The sequence below is a fragment of the Proteus sp. FME41 genome (genome assembly GCF_014897315.1).
Lineage (GTDB): Bacteria > Pseudomonadota > Gammaproteobacteria > Enterobacterales > Enterobacteriaceae > Proteus.
Map to the genome: position 1 here is coordinate 1 of NZ_JABUYL010000019.1, position 19,760 is coordinate 19,760.

Genomic DNA, 19,760 nt, shown 5'->3' on the forward strand with positions numbered 1-19,760 from the left:
TTAACCTGACAACACCGAAGGTGTTTTGTCTGAGAGACAAAGAGTAGATGAAGTAGGCTTGTTAAAGATTGAAATTACTGGTTATGGAGTAGGAATACGAGATAACGGGTAATAAACAGAATTTGCTTGGCGGCCATAGCGCAGCGGACCCACCTGACTCCATGCCGAACTCAGAAGTGAAACGTTGTAGCGCCGATGGTAGTGTGGGGTCTCCCCATGTGAGAGTAGGGAACTGCCAGGCATTAAATAAGATGAGAAAGCCAACCCAATGGGTTGGCTTTTTTGCGTTTGTGATATTTAATGTTTTTGAAAAATAATCTATAAAAATACAGTTATCTGATTTAAATTCACTAAGTATTAATACTTGAATAATTGCTATTTTAATTGCTGATAAAGTAAAGAGCCCGCCATCGCTCCTGCGATATCATAAGTGAAATCATGCCAACTCCAGCCAGTGCCTTCTGGCCTACTGTCATAAAGCTCTTTAGCAGCCCCTAAACTAATAGAGAAAGACAAGCCTATTAATAACCCTTCTTTGTAGCCATAGTTTTGATGATCTGCATAAGCATTTGCACCGGCTGATGCCACCATAGAAAATAAGAAATGTTGAGCTTTATCTTTTCCTCGCCAATTGTCATTGGCAAAATGAAACGATTGGCAACCGGTTAAAGCCATTATTGAGAATAAAATAATCACAGAACCATATTTGAGCTTTGGTTTCATAAAAATAAAAGCCTTACCACGAAGAATTTATGATCATAAATAAGATATGTAGAGTATAGAAGATGATTATAAATACAAAAAAGCCTTACTGATATTTAAGTAAGGCTTTGAGGCGAGAAGTGTTAGCGTTAAAGTATGCGGCTAATTAATCTATCAACACGAATACGTCGTAATCGTTTGATTAATTTTTTCACTTTAATAGGATAAAGTTTAATACTTTCCAGATCTTGATAATGTTTTACAACAAGTGTGTTCTGGCGAATGCACGCTAACTCGTTATGCCGTTGCTCATGTAATTCATGTTTAGGATCATGAATTAATATTGCGTTTTCTAAATCTAATCCCCATGCACGTGGATTAAGATTATTACCTGTAATTAACTGCCAGCTATCGTCAACCCACATACCTTTTAAGTGATAGGTATTATCACTGTCTTTCCAAAGTCTTATTGTTAATTGGTCACTATCAATAAAACGTTGAAAACGTTGGGTAAATTTCCGTAAGTTGATTTCATAAAGATATGGCAGGGCACCAATAATTTTAAATGGCTCTTCAGGTGGAATATAGAAGTCATTAGCTGTTTTATCCCCAATAATAATTTCGACTTGTTTGCCATTTCTTAATAAATGACTGATTTGACGTACAAGGATCGCAGGTAAATTAAAATAGGGGGTGCAAATAACCAATTTTTCTTCAGTGGATGCCATAAGGTGAGAAATAGTCTTGTTTAAGATATTTTTCTTACCTAACCCGACTAAAGGTGTTACAGCTAATTCATGATTAGTCGCATTGGTTTTTATATCATAGCCATCGCGTGTGCGTAAATTAAAACGGAATTGACGAATACAGTTTTTTATTTCAGCACAACGTACTCTGTCTTTGATATCAAGACGTTGAATTGCTTCAGATTGCAGAAGGTCACTCACAATAAATTGCTTCATTGTGGTTGCTAATTCGCTATTTTGAATAATGTGATACCGGTCATAACGATATTTATCAAGTTTATGCAAATACACATTATTAATACTTGCACCACTATAAATAACCGTATCATCAAAGATAAAGCCTTTAAGATGTAATACACCAAGTGCTTCACGGGTATTGACAGGGATCCCATAAATAGGGACTTCAACATTAGGATGTTGCTGTGCAACATGGTAGTACCAATCTGCATTTGTGGCATCAGCCGAGACACCAATACGCCCACGTTGAGCGCGGTGCCAATCAACAATAACGGTAATGGATAATTCAGGACGTTGTTGTTTTGCGGTGTAAAGCGCATCAAGGATCTCTTCACCAGCCTCATCGTGCTCTAAATAAAGAGCGGTAATAAAGATCTCTTTTTTTGCTTGAGCGATATATTTCAATAAGGTGCTGCGAAACGCGGATGTTTGATAAAGCGTTTCAACATCAGCAACTGACTGAGCTAATTTAGGCAGTTGTGCAAGGTGTTGTTGATGCTTAGCAAGTTTTAGTTTAGACAACATCACAGTGCTTAATTCTCTTGTTTATGATGGCAGATGGAGCCATCGTCCATGTAGATTTTCTTTAACCGATCTACCGATCATAACATTAGTTATATGGGATGTACGTATAAAATCATCATATATAGCTAATTTATCAAAGGATGTGTGAATAATCACACAACGAAACTTTCTCTTATGATTATAGCACTTACACATCTTTTGATGATTAAAGAAGTAAGTCAAGATTCACTATTCCTTCATCAAACTGTACTTCAACAGAAAACCCTAATTTTTTTGCCAAACTTATCATATTACGGTTTTCAGGCATGGTTATCGCGGTTAAACGTTTAATGCCATGTTCTCTAGTATAGTTGATAAGTTTAGTCATAAGTTGATGGCCTAAGGTATTTCCTTTTAAATCAGAACGTACAAGAATTGCAAACTCAGCATGTTGATTATCGGGATCTGCCATTGCCCGCGCTACACCAATGATTTCTGGATGATCTTCAGGATTTCTAATTGCGACAAATGCCATTTCTCGATCGTAGTCAATTTGGGTCATATTCGCGAGATCGTCATGAGTGAATTCACTGATCTCACTAAAATAGCGATAATAAAGATCTTCTTTTGTGACTTGGTTGATAAACGTTTTCAGCAGTGGTTCGTCTTCAGGCAAAATAGGGCGAATAAAGCAAGGATTACTATCTCTCAAGAAAAATGTCTCTTCTAACTCATTTGGATAAGGGCGGATAGAGAGCCTTTGATGAGGATCGCCTTGCAGTGGCGCTAACTCCATTGCGACATCTAATAATGTAAAATCATTACCAGAAGCCAGTAATGGATGAATATCTAATCTTACAATTTGGGGGCAGTCTAAAAGTAAGTGAGAAACCTGTACCAAAAAGTGACTTAAGCTTAAAATATTAAGCGGTTGTAAAGCACTCCGTGGCTGAATTTTTCCACTTTTAATGGCGTTAATGACTAAATAGCGAGCAAGTGCCATATTCAGAGGCGGTAAAGCAACGGCGGCCTTGGTTTCAATTTGCCACTCAACACCGCCTTCACCTAATAGAATCAATGGGCCAAAGATAGGATCTTGCTCTATCGCAACTCGCAATTCTTGAGAACCCGCTCGATTAGCCATACTTTGCACTAATAAACCTTGAATTTGTGCTTGAGGATAGAGCTCTGTGACTCGTTCAATAATGGCATGAGCGGCAGATGACACTTCGGTGCTATCTCGTAAGTAAAGCATAACACCTTGCACTTCGGATTTATGGGGAATATCAGGAGAACGCAATTTTAGTGCAACAGGGTAGCCAATTTTTTCAGCTATACTCACGGCTTCTTGTGCATTATGCGCAATCCACGTAGGTAGGGTATTGAAACCATAAGCCTCCATAATAGGCTGTACTTGGTGTGTATCTAATCGATATTGCTTATTCTGTAGTGCCTCTTCGATACAACGATGTGCCTGTTGAGTATTCATTTTGATATCTAAAGGCAATGCGGGGGTTTCTTTTAATTGTTTTTGATTTCGACGATATTCCACCATATGCATAAATGCAGTAACAGCACCTTCGGGTGTGCGATAAGTGGGAATACCGGCTTCACTAAATAATTTTCGTGATTGCTGAGATGAATATTCTCCCCCCCAGTTAGTAAAAACCGTAAGCCATTTTCGTCTTGGATGATGATTAATGGTATCTATGACTCGTTGTGCGGTTTCAATACTGGGGGCAATAGCGCTTGGCGTGTGTATGAGTAGTAAGGCGTCATGATCATGGCTATCTAATAAGCAATTTAATGCCGCGATATAGCGATCAACGGTTGTATCATCCCCTAAATTTAAAGGGTTACGAAGCGTGTTTTTTTCTTGAATAACATGATGAAGCTTTTGTTGTGTGTCATCAGTGAGTTGTGCCAGCTTTCCTGAATGCAAAAATAACTCATCTATCGCCATTGCGGCAGGTGCAGAGCCATTACTTATAATCATCAATCTTTCGCCTTTTAAGGGCGTCATGTAGCTTAAGGTTTCAACGGCGGAAAACATTTCATGTGTATCTTGTACACGCAATAAGCCTGCACGCTGAAAAGCCGCATCATAAGCAACGTCATAACTGGGGGTATCACCCAATAGTAGTTGAGCCTTTTGAGTACGACCACTTTTTATCACTAAAATAGGTTTATTACGTGAAGCACTACGAGAGGCGGACATAAAACGTCGTGCATCTTTTATGTGCTCTAAATGCAATAAAATTGCACTGGTTTTACTGTCTCTTGCCAGAAAATCCAGTAAGTCATCCACTTGAATATCTTGGTTATCGCCTAAAGCGACAAAATAAGAAAAACCAATATTGCGATAATAAGCCCAATCTAAAATAGTATTAGCAACGGCGGCTGATTGTGAAATAAAGGCTAGTTTCCCTTTTTTAACAGGAAGAGGGGAGAAACTTGCATTTAAACCTTGCCACGGAGCTAAAAGCCCCAAGCTGTTAGGGCCTAGCAGACGGATATGATATTGCTGACAGAGTAATTTTATTGGTTGAAATTGTTCTGGCTGTGCTGAAAGTACAATAACTGCCTTGCAACCGAATTCACCTAATTGTGTTAATAACTCAAGATTACGGTGATGATGGGTACAAATAATGGCTAAATCCGGTATTTGAGGTAATTTATCAATAGATGAATAAGCAAAAACACCAGAGACAGAACCACGAGAGGGATTAATCGGAAACACTGGGCCGTTAAATCCACCACTGAGCAAGTTTTTCATCATGATGGTTCCTGCTCGACCTAATTTTTCAGAGGCACCAATAACCGCAATAGATTTAGGACGTAACAGTGCTTCAAGACCTCGTTGGCTCATACTCACTCCTGAGTTTTATTATCAACTTTTATTCAATGTAGCTGATTTGCTCATCTTTTGCCTGACGGCGGTCTGGTTTTCCAATTAAATATTGTTGACGAAAGTAACTAAAGTGAGAAAAAAGTTGTTGTGAAGCTTGAGTATCTCCCACATTTTCTAAAATAGAGGCAGCAACCTCTGCTGTGCAGTGTTGATCTTCTCTTGCTGCTTGGCGAAGTAGATACTCACATTTGCTCGCTTCATTTAAAGAAAAAATAGGTAATGAATCAAGGTAGGGGCTTTTACGAAACATCTTGCGAGCTTCACTCCATGTACCATCAAGGAGGATAAATAGTGGCGGTTTGCTATTAGTCGGAAGTTGATTATAAATAATCCGTTCACTTGAAGCATAGCTTTCAGGAAAAACAACATAAGCTTGCCGATTAGGCGTATTAATTGCGTCGATTAAGGCTTGTTCAGGTTCGGTACGAGACCATAAAAACGCTAAGGTATCGGGTAAGACATCAGCAATTAATTTTCCTGTATTACTGGGTTTCATCACTTCCGTGTCATACATCATCAAGCAAAATTGGCTTTTAGCGGGTTGAGCGACGATGGTATCACAAAGACACTGTTTTTCTGGTAATAAGCAGAAGTTACAGCGTTTAGTTCTAAACCCTCTAGCCTTAAAAGGGCGAGTTGACATAGAAAGTCGATATTGACGAAGTTGAGAGACCGCATTGTCATGCATAACAAATAAACCAACACAAATAAAAAGAAGCGGATCTTATCATGTTAAAAACAAACAAACTATTCAGTGCTTTTTTATGATAAAAATCAGCTTGATATATCACTGATATCTGTGATGAATTTAATTATCATTTGATCCTGATTAGTTTATCTATTCCTGTGCGTGATTCTCTCGGTGACAGTTGCTAAACTATCATGTAATCTGCGCCCCTATTGCAGTTGGAGAGACAAATGAACGATTCTTATGAAGGTAAAAACGGCAAAGTAAAAGTCATGTATGTCCGTAGTGAGGACAATGCCGATAATAAACCTAAAAAACCATCCCGTCGTCCAGAAAATGGTCGTGGTGATAGCCGTGACAACAGACGCGGCGATAACCGTGACGATAAAAATCGTGATAATAGACGTGGTGATAACCGCGACGATAAAAATCGCGATAACAGACGTGGTGACAACAAATTTTCTCGTCGTGATGACCGTGGTGCAGGTAAACCCGCAGGACGAGGTCCATCACGTAATGAATCAACATCTTCGCACGATCGCGATAATGATGGCGGAAGTTTTTCTCCATGGAAGACAGTTTCTCGCCCAGCTGGCGAAGAAGCAATAAAAGAACACGATGGTATTACAGGTAAAAGTCAGATAGATCCTGAACAACTTCGTCGCCAACGCTTAGAAGAAACGCGCATTTATGGTGAAAATGCATGTCAGGCGATGTTTAAAAACCGCCCTGATGCCATTGTACGAGCTTGGTTTTTACAAGACGTTACACCTCGTTTCCGTGATGCATTAAAATGGATGGCGGCGAATCGTAAAGCTTATCACGTGGTTGAAGAAGAAGAGATGGTTAAAGCCGCTCGTACTGATCACCACGGTGGCGTGTGCTTCTTAATTAAAAAACGTGCAGGCCATGACGCTGAAACGTATCTAAAAGATGCTCCTGAGCATGATTGTGTATTAGCACTTGAAGATGTGGGTAATCCACATAACGTTGGTGCCATTATGCGTAGCTGTGCACACTTTGGCGTAAAAGGGGTTATCTCACCTGATTCTGCGGTATTAGAATCAGGTGCGGCAGTTCGTACCGCTGAAGGTGGTGCAGAATATATCCAAGGTATTGATGCTGATAACTTTGCACAAACCTTAGATAAATTTAAAAACGCGGGTTATACGCTGGTGGCTACATCAAGTCACAAAGGTAGTGTGCCATTATCAAAAGCACAATTACCTGCAAAAATGGTCCTTATCTTAGGCCAAGAAAAAGATGGCTTAAGCGAAAGCACGTTAAATCAAGGTGATCTGAGCATTTACATCGGTGGTACAGGGCACGTTGAGAGCTTAAACGTTTCTGTCGCTTCAGGTGTATTATTAGCAGAATGGTGGCGTCAGCACCAAGGCTAATCGCTTTATAGCTTTAAAGAATGATAAAAAAATCCCGCTTAGTCATGATGATTTAAGCGGGATTTTTCTATATAAGGCCTACATTAATGGCATTATTTTCCTGGAGAGAACGGCGGTTTAGCAAACCAAACTACGATCATCATGACAAGAAAAATACCTGCAGCTAACCAGAAAATCTCATTGGCTGAAATAATGAGTCCTTGCTCTGTAATAGATTTCGCTAAATAAGCCGATGCCTGTTCATTTGAAAGACCTAATTCATTCATTTGCTGAAATGCCATTTGAGAATCGGGATCAAAAGGATTAATTTTTTCTACCAAGGTTTCATGATGCAGTGATTCTCTTTGTGTCCAGATTGTCGTGGTTAACGACGCACCAATTGCCCCTGCTAATGTTCTTAAAAAGTTCGATAAGCTCGAGGCTGATGCCATTTTTTCTGGAGGTAGTCCAGATAATGTCATCGTGGTTAGTGGCATAAAGAAACACGCAACCGCTAAACCCTGCCAGAATTGAGGCCATGCTACAGTGGCAAAATCCATTCCTGGTTCGAAGGTATAAGCACGCCAGTAAAAACAGACTGCAAACATAACAAAGCTAAAGCTGATGATATAGCGTAAATCAACTTTTCCTCCAAACTTACCAATAATCGGTGTGATAATTAAAGGTAATAAGCCTACAGATGCAGAGGCTAACCCAGCCCAGGTTGCGGTATAACCAAAGACCTCTTGTAAAAGCAGAGGCAGCAAAACAATCGTCCCAAAATAAATCATATAGGCGAGACTGAGTGTGACACAACCAATGGTAAAGTTTCGGCTTTTAAAGAGAGAAAGGTCTATGACTGGGTGATCGTCTGTTAGCTCCCACACAATTAGGAAGCTGATAGCCACAACTGCCACAATTGTGAGCACAATAATTTCTGTCGAGTTAAACCAATCAAGCTCTTTACCTTGATCAAGCATGATTTGTAAAGCACCGATACCAACTACTAATAAGATAAGACCAATCGTATCAATGGGTTTAATTTCAGTTTTTGTTTCGCGGCCAGCCAAGGTGTTTGATATACACATTATAATCAATACACCAAATGGAACGTTAATAAAGAATATCCATCCCCAGTGATAATTATCACTGATGTAGCCACCTAAAATAGGTCCTAAAATAGGTGCGACAACAATAGTCACTGACCATAAAGCAAGCGCCATATTTCGTTTGGCGGGGGGATAGTTATTCAATAATAAACTTTGTGACAAAGGGATCAGTGGCCCAGCGACTAACCCTTGAAGTACACGAAAGAAAATCAGCATCTCAAGACTTTGTGAAATACCACAAAGCCAAGAAGTTAATGCAAAAAGCGCTGTTGACCACATAAAGAGTCGAACTTCACCAATGCGTTTTGCCAACCAGCCTGTAATAGGAATAGAAATCGCATTTGCCACCCCAAAAGAGGTAATCACCCAAGTTCCCTGTGAGTTAGAAGCACCTAGGTTTCCCGCAATGGTTGGAATAGCGACGTTAGCGATTGTAGAATCGAGAACTTGCATAAAGGTTGCCAACGCAAGCGCGATGGTCATTATGGCAAGTCTTCCTCCTTGTAATGGCTCTTTGATCACCTTTACACCTCGCCTTTATTGTCCTGCATTTTGCTCAATAATTTCATTGATCAATTTATTAATTTCTGACATATCAATGGTTAGAGCATCAGTATGATAAGCAGGTGCTTGGCGTTCACTTTGTGATAATACGCGTCCATCAAGGTTAACAGTATCAATAGTGACTTCAGTAGAAAGGCCAATACGCAGTGGTTTTTCTGCTAACTCTTTTGCATCTAATGAAATACGAACAGGTAAGCGTTGAACTACTTTTATCCAGTTACCACTCGCATTTTGTGCGGGTAGTAATGAGAATGCACTACCGGTTCCCATATCTAAACCTAATACAGTGCCATGATAAATGACTTTTTTACCGTAGAAATCAGTAGTAATTTTTGCAGGTTGACCAATACGCATATTAGCCAGTTGGGTTTCTTTGAAGTTAGCATCGATCCACATGCCTGTTGCTGGGACTACAGCCATTAAAGGTTTACCCGGAGAAACTTGAGCACCAACTTGTACACTACGGCGTGAAACATAACCGTCAGTTGGGCTTAGAATTTTAGTTCTCCCTAATGCCAACCATGCATTACGAACATCAGTGGATGCTTGTAAAATAGAGGGCTGTTGAGCAATTGGTGTATTTAAAATAATGGCTTGATTTGCATTATATTGCTCTTTAGCAACGGTCAAAGCAGCTTTTGCTGTAGTCACGGCTTCTCTTGCATGTTGAAGCTCTTCTTTACCAATAACGTTACGTTCACCTAATACTTCACGGCGACGAAGATCGTTTTGTAGTTTGGTTAGCTCAGTTTCACGCAATATAATATTCGCTTTTAATTGGCGTCCATTAATAATTTGCTGATGCATTTGCCGAACACTATTAGCCAATGTCGTTTTTGCTTTTTCTAATGCCAATTCTTCATCACTTGAATCCAATTGGACTAATGGTTCTCCTGCTTTTACATAATCTGTATTATCAACGTAAACGGTTGTGACCGAACCAGATATTTGAGGCATAACCATTATTTGATTACCCGTTACATAGGCATTATCGGTGGTTTGATGATGTCTTAACACCATAAACCAATAAGCAGTGTAAGCGGCACCCGCAAGAATAAATAGAATAGTCAGTAGCAATAGCACATTTCGGCGAGTTCGTTTTTTATTGCGAATGGGAGCCTGAGGGGGGGTATTTTCCTCATTAACACTCATTTAGAAGATCTCCATAAAACCAGACAAACATCATTAGATATGTTTCCAGTATTGAAACTGGAAACATAATTATAAAGTCAATCTTAGAATAATTATTAGCGTGAAGGTAAATTATAAGTGCTAATGGGTAAGTATGTTTGCCGATTTATGGCGTAAATAGGATTAGATCAATAAAACTATTTATTATACGACTTATTCACAGCCTTTTTCAGCCAAAGTATCTAATTGTAATAGTAACTTACGCATTAGTGTTTCAAGCTGCTTTTGTTCAGATTGTTCTAGAATAGACCAGATTTGTTTTAGGCATTGATGCTGTGGTGGTAATAAGCTATTTAAAAACTCTTCGCCCGCATCCGTTAAATGGAGATGCAAACAACGACGGTCATTATGACTTTCACGACGCTCAATCCAGCCTTGTTTTTCAAGTTCATCAGCAATACGTGTTGCATTTGTTCTTGAAGATCCCAATGCAGCACTTAGCTCTGAAGGTTGAATACTCCGATTCTCTGTCGTATCTAAAATCATTAGTGCCATAAATAATGTCTCGTTAATACCCTGAGACTTCAACATATTATTACGGCTTTCAAGAAGTTTGCTTTGAACATGCATAGAAAGGCGAGTTAACAAAATTTCTTGATAGGGAATATCTTTGTTAAGCGATTTCTGTTGTGTAGCGCGAGTGTTTAGTAATTCTTCTGTTGGCGTAAATGAGCTTTCCATTTTTAGACACCTTGTTAGTTTCGAAAATTAGGATAACGCTGTTATCAACATGTTAAATGGTATATTAAACACACAATTTAGCAATTTTTATTATTTATAGTCACTTTATTTTTTTGATTATGTTACCTGATTCATAAATTTTCCGAATGATAACATAAAAAAAAGGATAGGTGCTTATCTCTTTACAATAAGTTAATAAAATCAATTTACCACTTATCTGACAATAAATAGTAGTCTATTTGCGAAAAAAGGGATCGTTTTTTACGACAAAACACGTAATAAATTTATTTTCATAGCTAATGATTGCCATGGTAATAATACTGAGTTTAAATTAATTACATAATGCTTTATTGGAAAGATTGATATAATTTTCTTAATAAAGAATGGGATGATGATATACATCAATAGTAATCACGCTGTTAAAACATTCATATTTTATTCTGATTAGAGCGGGGTTGAAGGTATAATATAACCCATCCTTGGGTATGAAAATTATTCAGCGTGAATTATTGGATCATTTTTATAACCTAAGAACCAAACAACAAGACTGATAGCACCAATAACTAAGCCCGCAATAGAAACGCCCACCCATCCATATTGATGATAAGCATAACCTGATAATAAAGAGCCCAACGCGCCCCCAATAAAATAGCTTGTCATATACGCAGCAGTAAGGCGGTTTCTCGCATCAGGTAAAATACGGTATATGGTACTCTGATTGGTGACATGAACACCCTGAACAGCTAAGTCTAGCAGGACAACACCAATAATAAAGCTGATGAGCCCGATCCAGTGATAATAAGGTGCGATAATGATAAAACCCCAAGAAAGAAGGAGGATAATTAATCCTGCTGTGGTGGTTTTCTTACCTTTCCCTTTATCGACTAATACACCCGCTTTTCCGGCCATTAATGCACCTGCAGCCCCTACAAGACCGAATAAACCAATCACAGCATCAGAGTAGTTAAACGGGTCAGATGCCAGTAAAAAGGCCATTGATGTCCACAACAAACCAAAGTGAGCAAAAATCAGTGCACCAATTAATGAGCGAGTTCTTAATACCGGTGTTGTGGCAAATAATTTAAAAATAGAGCCCAATAATTGAAAATAATTTAAATCTGTTTGGCTTTTATAGGTAGGTAAGCAGCGCCATAAAATAACCGCTAAAATGGCCAAAAAAACACTTGCTACCCAGAAGATACCTTGCCAATTTGTAAACGATGCCATCAGCCCTGATGCCGTTCTTGCCAGTAAAATTCCCAGTAAAAGGCCACTCATAATCGTACCAACCGCTTTTCCTCGTTGATGAGGTGCCGCTAATGTGGCAGCAAAAGGAACCAGAATTTGAGCGACAACGGAAAACATACCTGATAGTGCAGTACCTATTAACATCACCCAAATATTAGATGCCATAGCGGTAATTAATAGGCCACTTGCTGAAATCAATGTCATGGTAATAATCAGAGCGCGACGTTCAAAAATATCACCAAGAGGGACTAATAACATTAACCCTACGGCATAACTTAATTGTGCCGTAGTAACAATAAACCCCGCTAATGTGGCAGATATGTGGAAATAGTTTGCAATTGAGTCAAGCAGGGGTTGTGCGTAGTAGTTGCTGGCAACAACCATACCTGTGGCAACGGCCATAAGCAAAATAAGGCCTTTGCTGAGTGATGTTTGTGGTGCAGTGTTTTCCATAATACTCATAACAAATCATTTGTAAGGTAAATGATAGTAACATGAGTCATTTTTTTGCGAAAAGAATTACTGTGATAGAGATATTCAATAAATTTGACATAAATCCTTATATTTTATTTTTATAATATATTGTTTTATATGCTAAATGATTTTTTTAATTTAGTGTTTTAATTACTAAAAAGAGTAAAAAAGAGAATCACTAGACTCCATGCCCATTGAATTAAAATCCCAATTAATGCAAATGAGAATAGACGTTTAGTCCCTAGCCATCGGGCTTCCATAGTCTGTTTTTGGGGACGTTTAGGAAAGAGTGTAGAGAGGCTTTTATCAAAACTGATATCGTCTTGATAACGATACAGCGCCTGAAAAAAATGGCTATCAAGCCATAAACGAAAAAGAAAATATTGGGTAAATAAAAATAAAAAAGAAGCAACAAGGAACGCCAGTTGATGATGAAAGTGGAGGCTAAATACAGGCCATGTACTCAAATAAGGAAAAAGTGATAAAAACAGTAAATAACGCCAACTTTGTGTTAAAGATACAATGACTTTACCGCTCGTTTTTGTTGTTAGCATAGTTGTCTCGTTATTTATTTTGCTGAAAACATGAATACCAAATTTGTAAGGCTTCTCGTGTTTCAGGGTTTAAAATCACTTGAGGACGTGTTTGATACACCTGTTTTATTGCGTCTTCCAAAGTATCTACTGTGCCATTGTAAACTAACCATGCAACTGCAATGGTTGCACTGCGCGAATAGCCTAATTTGCAGTGAATATAAACAGTACCTACTTGGCTAAGTCGTTCCATAGACAACATGGCTTTGCTGATATCGTCAGGAGATAGCGGCAATAAATCGATTTGAGGTTGTGCTAAATAAAGCTGACTTTGGCTAAACTTGTTTCTTGGCCACTCACAAGTTAAATCAAATACCGCATTGGCGTTGAGTTCATAAAGAGGGCGCCCACCTAATAAAATACCTTCAGCCACTAAACTCGGTGTTTGGCACCGTTTTAAATAATAACGATAAGTACACCATGCAAAGAAGCGATAAGGTAATAGGATTATCTGTGCAGAAAGTGGAATTTCACCTTGTGTGTTTTTTTGAAAAATAGAAGCACCAGCGCCTAAATAGCCCAACATCACAAAAGTTAATGTGATTGCAGGCCAGAGAAAAATCCAAAAGAAACCTTGTAAGCCAAATGCCAGTAAATAGAAGACAGTCGCTGATAGTGCATAGTTTTTAGCAATACGTAAACTGCGTTTGCTGCCTGTAAAATGCCATTTCCAACGTGAATTTATGGGTAATAAATAACAAATGAACACACCAACACTAAAACCCGTAATAATATCAATAAAGTGATGTTGCCATGTTGTCAGTACAGAAATAGCAATTAACAGCGACCATAAATTTAAAAACCATTGCCATGATTTTGGAGTATGAGCACGAAAACGTAACCAAATTATCCACAATAAGATAATGTGCAAAGAAGGGGCCTGATTATAAGGTAAATCAAAACCTTCTAATTGGGTAAATAACCAGCCTGAAACTCCGTCTGTTGTTGGGCGAATAAAACTAAATTTTAATGGAAATAATAAAAAACCAGTGCAGGCAATAAGAGAGGCAGCAATTAAACGCAGCCCATGAATAAATTGTTCTTTTAATGTTGTACAAATAAGCAGTGAAATACCATAGGCAATATTCACACTCCAATAAGGAATGATTGTCCACGGTAAAAAAGGAATTGCTTTTTCCCATGAATAAACAAAAGAAGGAACATCAGATAATGTGGCTGTGTAAGTATTGATTTGCATATAAGTTAAATAGAAAAAAGGAGCAAGAAACAATAACCATGCAGCACCTGCCAGCCAAATACTTTTTTTTGATGATATGATTTGAGTACGTTGGGTTCCACCCATACTAAAATTCCTTTCTTTATTTTCGGTTTTTATTTTCTATTTTCACAGCCTGCTTAAAACTATCGCGGTATGTTGCTATACCGCGATAGTTTTTATAGATTACCTTTATCGCCTTTATTGTTAGCGACGTTTTGCTATCGATACACTAAAAATACCCCAGTGATCAATCTGTTGATCAAGCTTTTCAAAGCCCGCTTCATCGACTAACGCATCCATTTCACCTTGACTACGACAACGCATGATCCACGGTTGTCCATCTTGGTGGCTTGGTAATACACGGGCAATCATTTCAAGTTGAGGATGCCAAGGTTGGCAGGTATAAATCAGCAATCCACCACTTGGAATAGCGTGTGATAACCCTTTTAAAGATGCTTTTAGTAGATGATTGTCAGGGAATAATTCATAAAGTCCACTGACAATACCTAAAGTTGGGGAAGGCGAAACGGAACTTAGACTTTCAGTATCAAAAGCATTACCTTCTTCAAAACGCACTTTATCTTCTAAATGACGATCTTTAATCGCAATACGGCCTTGTTCAACGTTAATGGGACTATAGTCACGCATTAAAATAGAGTCTACTTTGCCATAATCATTAACAGCATCAAAAAGATAGCGACCTTGCCCTGCTGCAATATCCATAATATGCACTGGCATATTATTGTGTGTTAATTGACGAATAGCATAACGGATCGTATTTTCAATATTAATTTTACGTTGACGAATACCTTGCCAACCAATGCTATTTAAATATTGTCGGTCAACAATACGACCAAATAATCCTTTTCCTTGCGGTTGATTACGATAAACATAATCAAGTGTTGAGCCAGAATCAAACCCTTTATCGTACCCCAGAGCAACACCTTCAGACGCTTTACCTAATGTCCTCATTGAGCGGCTTAGTACGTTGTAATAAAGCCTTTTTGGACAAAGTTTAGGAAGAGGTGTTTGTAATGAGCGATAAACATCTGCGCTATGACTCCATGTATCTTCATACTGATAGTCATGTTGATAAAACGGCTGTGTAAATAAGGTTTCAATAAAACGACGCATTTTATTGATAGGAATTGCTCTGTCTTTCTCACCTAATGTATCGTGATAAAAGCCCGGTAAGACATGTTTTTCTTTGATAGAGGTGTTTAAACGATCATAAAAAAGATGTTGTGGCTTGGCATGAACCACATGATCCTCACCTGAAATAAATAATTGTGTCGGTAACGTAATGGCATGGGCATCTTCAACGACCCGATCCGCGGTTTTATAAAGTGCTAATAAAATATTGACGGCGATTGGGCGAGTGATCAGCGAGTCTTGATTAAAAGAGTCAATGCGGTTTTGATCATGGGTTAAGTATTTTGCTTTAACATATGAATTTACATAAAAAAGACCGCGTATCTTTTGCATTAAGGCCAGGCCTGTACGTGCAAAAGGCACATATAACTTCACTTTAAATGCTGGCGACGCTAATACCATACCCCGAATTTTTGGTGCATAATCGTGTACCCAACCGGTGACTAAAACAGCCCCGACACTTTGACCAACAACAAGAATATTTTCCATTGGAATATTATAGTTAGATGAAATGTAATGAACAAATTCATCTATATCTTTTATGGATGTTCCCATTGAGGGGCTATAGCCACGTGCCCCTTCATTTTTACCATGTCCACGAGCATCCCATGCAAACATCGAAAAATCAGGAAGGTCGAGTTCATCGACAAGATGAGAGACTCGGCCTGAATGTTCATGGCCTCGGTGAAATAGAATAATGGCTTTTGGCTCAGTGGTAATTTGAGCGGGCCAGTGGCGATAATATAACGGTGTTTTATCGCTGGTGGTAAATTCAGACTCAATCATATTCCTTTGAGTTTGATATTGTGGTTGTTGATTCATAACGATGTATCCTTATCTTTATCTATCATCGTTGCTTCTTTTAATGCGCGACGAATTCGGTGATAACAAGTCAACAAAAGTAATAAGTTAATAATAATAAAAAGATAATCTGTATTTTCTGATTGTGCCAAGGCGGGAAATAATCCGATAAAAAAAGCGATAGTACCAAAAATAAAGGCTCTATCACTTTTCCCCATTGGGCCATCATAACGACGCGTAGCATGAATAGTTTGCGCAAGCACCCCTAAAAATTCAGTCATTATCATTAAAAAAAGTGCCAGCATGATCCACCAATAGGCTTGGGGAAAAATAAAAACAAAAGGGAGATAAAGCGCAATGTCTGAAATGATGTCGCTGGCTTCATTTAATATCGCGCCTAGTGCACTTTTTTGATTATATTCTCGTGCAAGCATGCCATCGATAGCATTAAGCGCCATACGAAAAAATAAGACGAACGGCAGTAATAGAAATAAGCGAGGAGAAGAAAAGAATAACAATAATCCTCCCACCGCAACAGAGAGCAATAAGGCAAAAAGTGTGACCTGATTTGCAGTGATCCCCTTTTCAAATAGTCGGCTGGTATAAGGGCGCAAAAGGGATTGAAACTTGGGTTTAAGGTCATAAATTGTCATGACGCATCCTTGTGTTCAAAAGTGCGTAATATTATCTTGTATGATTAAATTTATTATTAGCTTATTTTTATCTCCTTGAATATCTTTATTTTAATCATTTAATTTATTTAATAATCAAATCAAAAAAGAGAGTTTAGATTTTACTTGAATTAATAATTAGATAGCTTATTAAATAAAGAAAAATGGAGGTATATAGAATGATCATTATCAGACAGTTCTGTGTTTGTCTGGTTTTTTTATTTTATAAATGATTAAGTTTACTTTAGTGATTTGTACGTAATTATGATTAGCGTTGCAAACAAGACCACACAAAAGTAAATGTATTAATTTCCTTATAATAACTGATGAAATTAGTTTAATTTATTATAAATATTATTTTAGATAAAATATAAAACTAACAAGTGTGCATCAATAGTGTAGTTATCTGTATTGAATGATTAGCATAAAAAAACTAGATAATGATAATTATTATCATTATCATAATTACCGCTGTTAACTATAGCTTTAGTCATTCATCAAACTAATAACCATATAAAAGATACTATTATTATGATCCATTTCTTAGCAAAAAATGATGTTTATCGTCAGGGATTTGGGGTGTTTTCATTTTCATCATCAGCGATTGCATTATTATTGACTTCATTCACTTCGTTAAATAGCTATGCGACGGAAAGTGTAAAATCGGAAATAACGATACCGACTAAATCAGATATCACTGCGCAACCAAAACAGCGTGAGAATATTATTATTGAACCCATTTATGTGATGGGGGAACTTAATTCGAGTGTTGAAGCGGGAAGCACCGTTCTGACATTAAAAGATATCGATAGAATTCAGCCTAATAACATCGCTGAGCTGGTGGATAAATTACCTGGAATTTCATCATCAGGTTCACCAAGACCGGGTGGACAAACGTTAAATATCTGGGGAATGGGAAATCCTGAAGATATTAAAATTACACTTGATGGTACTCCAAAAACATTTGAGAAATATCGTCAAGGTTCAATCTTTATTGATCCTGAATTAATACGCCGTCTTGATGTTGATAAAGGCCCTCATAATATTACTCAAGGTAATGGCGGATTTGGTGGTTCAGTGAGAATCGAAACTAAAGATCCGGATGACTTATTATTACCTGATCAGAATATTGGGATGTTTTTAAAATACGGACATCATACAAATGATAGACAAAACCGTTATAGTGGAGCTGTCTATGGCAAATTACTTGATGGTCAAGCAGATGGGCTATTTTATTTCAATCGTCGAGAAAGTGATGATTTACGGCGTCCAGATGGTACTAAATTTGGCTATTCACAATCTGATCAAGACTCCTTTTTAATTAAGACCAATATCTATTTAACTGAAGCACAAACATTAACGTTATCAGCATCACGATCTGAAAGTGATGGTTGGACACCTTGGGCAGCTAAACGCGATGAATTAGCCAAACCCAGCCAAGCTGAAGTCGATAAATATGGTTTTGATGCTGCAATGAAACGTAAATTAGTTTATCGCGACCAAAAAGATGACACGTTTAGTGTGAAATGGAATATTCAGCCAGTAGATTCTGATTTAATTAATTTAACACTGACTTACGGTTATTCGAAAACCAAACAAAACGATAGTCGTCCAGAGACAGCTAGTTCCTATTTTAGTGGCAGCATGGGAAATCAAAGTTGGGTTGATTATCGTAATCATCAAATTGAAATTAAGAATGAAAGTACTCTTATGCAAGGTGCTATAGAGCATAAGGTATTAGTAGGAACACGTTGGCATCGCAATGATCGTGATGTTTTAATGTTTACACGAGATAAAGCGAAAAATCCAAATTATAACTATGGCTATTATGCACCACCTTATATGCCAGAAGGAACACAAACGACTACTAGCGTCTATCTTCAAGATTCGATAAGTTATCACAATCTGACGATAACACCGGGTGTTCGCTACGATATGGTTAAAAACCAAGGTAAAGGAAGCCGAGCGATTACCTATCAAGATCCTAACCCGTATTTTGGTCATGACTACGCTGATGTAACCTACAGTGGGGCAACACCTCATTTAGGCTTATTATGGAAAATGAATCAGAATTTTAGATTCTTTGGTGATTTAACCTATACATGGCGAGCACCATTGATTGATGAGCAATATGAAGTACAAGGAAGTATTTCTAGCTTAACAGGTACGAGCCGCCACCTAGATAAAGAAACGGTAAGAGCAGCACGAATTGGCGCAATTGCAGACTTTGAACGTGTTATTCAACAAGAAGACCAATTGCAACTAAGAACAACACTGTTTGATACTCGTGGTAAAGACGAAATTTTTCGCCGCCGCGGCGTCTATTGTGAAAGCCAAAAAGTAGATGGTCATAATGGAAATTGCCCACCTTCAATCGGTAACTACCGTAATTTACCCGGTTACCATATTCAAGGCCTTGAAATAGAAGCTTTTTATAATAGCCCTAATGTCTTTGGTCGCTTAGCGTATTCGACAATGAAAGGAAAACGCGATCAATCGCCACGGGACCCGTGGTTTGGTCAGAAAACATGGATTGCTGAAATTCAACCTGATGCTTTACATGCTACGATTGGGGTAAAAGTACCGCGTATTGATGTCAATATGGGTTGGACGGGGGACTTTATTGGTGCTCAACGTCGTTCCCCTATGGATGGTGATCCTGATGCAAGTTATTGGTCATTACCAAAAAGCAAAGGTTATGCCATTCATGGTCTATTTGCCAATTGGGAACCTGCTTTTATTGATAATACTGAAGTCCGCTTTACGATAGCGAATTTATTTAACCGTGATTACTACCCTTATTTAGGGGAGTCTGTTTCTGGTGTTGGGCGTGATTATCGATTTACTGTAGTAAAACGTTTCTGATATTAACGAAAGTCACCATATGATT

Annotated in this window: 14 protein-coding genes and 1 rRNA gene; 3 read left to right on the plus strand and 12 right to left on the minus strand. The window is 38.1% G+C overall.

Going from position 1 to position 19,760, the window contains the following annotated elements; genetic code table 11:
- Window positions 1-125: 125 nt before the first annotated feature.
- Window positions 126-241, plus strand: a 5S ribosomal RNA gene (gene rrf / locus INT04_RS15395).
- A gap of 134 nt (window positions 242-375) precedes the next feature.
- Here rrf and INT04_RS15400 read toward each other — a convergent pair.
- The 4 genes from INT04_RS15400 to INT04_RS15415 all read right to left on the minus strand — a co-directional run bounded on the left by INT04_RS15400 (window position 376) and on the right by INT04_RS15415 (window position 5,788).
- Complete coding sequence (locus tag INT04_RS15400; RefSeq protein WP_193016972.1) at window positions 376-723, minus strand: YfiM family lipoprotein; 348 nt, start codon at window positions 721-723, stop codon at window positions 376-378.
- Between the two features lie 128 nt (window positions 724-851).
- Complete coding sequence (gene pssA, locus INT04_RS15405) at window positions 852-2,210, minus strand: CDP-diacylglycerol--serine O-phosphatidyltransferase (RefSeq protein WP_193017032.1); 1,359 nt, start codon at window positions 2,208-2,210, stop codon at window positions 852-854.
- A 205-nt stretch (window positions 2,211-2,415) separates the two neighbouring features.
- Entirely contained in the window at window positions 2,416-5,058 is a 2,643-nt protein-coding gene (locus INT04_RS15410; RefSeq protein WP_193016973.1) for a bifunctional acetate--CoA ligase family protein/GNAT family N-acetyltransferase, read from the minus strand.
- 28 nt (window positions 5,059-5,086) lie between these two features.
- Window positions 5,087-5,788 carry a tRNA-uridine aminocarboxypropyltransferase gene (locus INT04_RS15415; protein ID WP_193016974.1) on the minus strand — a complete coding sequence of 234 codons (702 nt, stop codon included), beginning with the start codon at window positions 5,786-5,788 and terminating at the stop codon, window positions 5,087-5,089.
- A gap of 230 nt (window positions 5,789-6,018) precedes the next feature.
- Between INT04_RS15415 and INT04_RS15420 the strand changes: the two genes are divergently transcribed.
- Window positions 6,019-7,188: a tRNA/rRNA methyltransferase gene (locus INT04_RS15420; protein ID WP_193016975.1), complete on the plus strand. Its 1,170-nt coding sequence runs from the start codon at window positions 6,019-6,021 to the stop codon at window positions 7,186-7,188.
- 92 nt (window positions 7,189-7,280) lie between these two features.
- Here INT04_RS15420 and emrB read toward each other — a convergent pair whose 3' ends face one another.
- From emrB to INT04_RS15460, 8 genes are all read right to left on the minus strand, one after another.
- The gene (emrB, locus tag INT04_RS15425; protein ID WP_193016976.1) at window positions 7,281-8,798 is read right to left on the minus strand and encodes a multidrug efflux MFS transporter permease subunit EmrB; all 1,518 of its coding nucleotides are present in this window, start codon (window positions 8,796-8,798) and stop codon (window positions 7,281-7,283) included.
- 15 nt (window positions 8,799-8,813) lie between these two features.
- Window positions 8,814-9,992 carry a multidrug efflux MFS transporter periplasmic adaptor subunit EmrA gene (gene emrA, locus INT04_RS15430; protein WP_193016977.1) on the minus strand — a complete coding sequence of 393 codons (1,179 nt, stop codon included), beginning with the start codon at window positions 9,990-9,992 and terminating at the stop codon, window positions 8,814-8,816.
- Window positions 9,993-10,184: 192 nt separating this feature from the next.
- The gene (gene mprA, locus INT04_RS15435; protein WP_193016978.1) at window positions 10,185-10,712 is read right to left on the minus strand and encodes a transcriptional repressor MprA; all 528 of its coding nucleotides are present in this window, start codon (window positions 10,710-10,712) and stop codon (window positions 10,185-10,187) included.
- A gap of 492 nt (window positions 10,713-11,204) precedes the next feature.
- Window positions 11,205-12,413, minus strand: coding sequence for an MFS transporter (locus INT04_RS15440; protein ID WP_193017034.1), 1,209 nt, complete (start codon window positions 12,411-12,413; stop codon window positions 11,205-11,207).
- Window positions 12,414-12,580: 167 nt separating this feature from the next.
- Window positions 12,581-12,988: a hypothetical protein gene (locus INT04_RS15445; protein ID WP_193016979.1), complete on the minus strand. Its 408-nt coding sequence runs from the start codon at window positions 12,986-12,988 to the stop codon at window positions 12,581-12,583.
- Window positions 12,989-12,998: 10 nt separating this feature from the next.
- Window positions 12,999-14,330 (minus strand): phosphatase PAP2/dual specificity phosphatase family protein, encoded by a 1,332-nt coding sequence (locus INT04_RS15450; RefSeq protein ID WP_193016980.1) that lies wholly within the window; start codon window positions 14,328-14,330, stop codon window positions 12,999-13,001.
- A gap of 120 nt (window positions 14,331-14,450) precedes the next feature.
- Window positions 14,451-16,220 (minus strand): bifunctional alpha/beta hydrolase/class I SAM-dependent methyltransferase, encoded by a 1,770-nt coding sequence (locus INT04_RS15455; RefSeq protein ID WP_193016981.1) that lies wholly within the window; start codon window positions 16,218-16,220, stop codon window positions 14,451-14,453.
- Window positions 16,217-16,852, minus strand: a complete 636-nt coding sequence (locus INT04_RS15460) for a CDP-alcohol phosphatidyltransferase family protein (protein ID WP_193016982.1) — start codon at window positions 16,850-16,852, stop codon at window positions 16,217-16,219. Before INT04_RS15460 ends, INT04_RS15455 begins: the two co-directional genes overlap by 4 nt.
- Before the next feature lie 549 nt (window positions 16,853-17,401).
- On the opposite strand from INT04_RS15460, the gene INT04_RS15465 reads away from it, so the two are divergent.
- The gene (locus INT04_RS15465) at window positions 17,402-19,735 is read left to right on the plus strand and encodes a TonB-dependent hemoglobin/transferrin/lactoferrin family receptor (protein WP_226894132.1); all 2,334 of its coding nucleotides are present in this window, start codon (window positions 17,402-17,404) and stop codon (window positions 19,733-19,735) included.
- Window positions 19,736-19,760: the final 25 nt, after the last annotated feature.

Bases quoted from the DNA above. Each gene is read 5' to 3' on its own strand.
- INT04_RS15465 (WP_226894132.1), top strand. From the start codon at position 17,402: ATGATCCATTTCTTAGCAAAAAATGATGTTTATCGTCAGGGATTTGGG.
- INT04_RS15415 (WP_193016974.1), bottom strand. From the start codon at position 5,788: ATGCATGACAATGCGGTCTCTCAACTTCGTCAATATCGACTTTCTATG.
- INT04_RS15455 (WP_193016981.1), bottom strand. From the start codon at position 16,220: ATGAATCAACAACCACAATATCAAACTCAAAGGAATATGATTGAGTCT.
- INT04_RS15420 (WP_193016975.1), top strand. From the start codon at position 6,019: ATGAACGATTCTTATGAAGGTAAAAACGGCAAAGTAAAAGTCATGTAT.
- emrA (WP_193016977.1), bottom strand. From the start codon at position 9,992: ATGAGTGTTAATGAGGAAAATACCCCCCCTCAGGCTCCCATTCGCAAT.
- INT04_RS15410 (WP_193016973.1), bottom strand. From the start codon at position 5,058: ATGAGCCAACGAGGTCTTGAAGCACTGTTACGTCCTAAATCTATTGCG.
- INT04_RS15460 (WP_193016982.1), bottom strand. From the start codon at position 16,852: ATGACAATTTATGACCTTAAACCCAAGTTTCAATCCCTTTTGCGCCCT.
- INT04_RS15440 (WP_193017034.1), bottom strand. From the start codon at position 12,413: ATGGAAAACACTGCACCACAAACATCACTCAGCAAAGGCCTTATTTTG.
- INT04_RS15445 (WP_193016979.1), bottom strand. From the start codon at position 12,988: ATGCTAACAACAAAAACGAGCGGTAAAGTCATTGTATCTTTAACACAA.
- INT04_RS15400 (WP_193016972.1), bottom strand. From the start codon at position 723: ATGAAACCAAAGCTCAAATATGGTTCTGTGATTATTTTATTCTCAATA.
- INT04_RS15450 (WP_193016980.1), bottom strand. From the start codon at position 14,330: ATGGGTGGAACCCAACGTACTCAAATCATATCATCAAAAAAAAGTATT.
- mprA (WP_193016978.1), bottom strand. From the start codon at position 10,712: ATGGAAAGCTCATTTACGCCAACAGAAGAATTACTAAACACTCGCGCT.
- pssA (WP_193017032.1), bottom strand. From the start codon at position 2,210: ATGTTGTCTAAACTAAAACTTGCTAAGCATCAACAACACCTTGCACAA.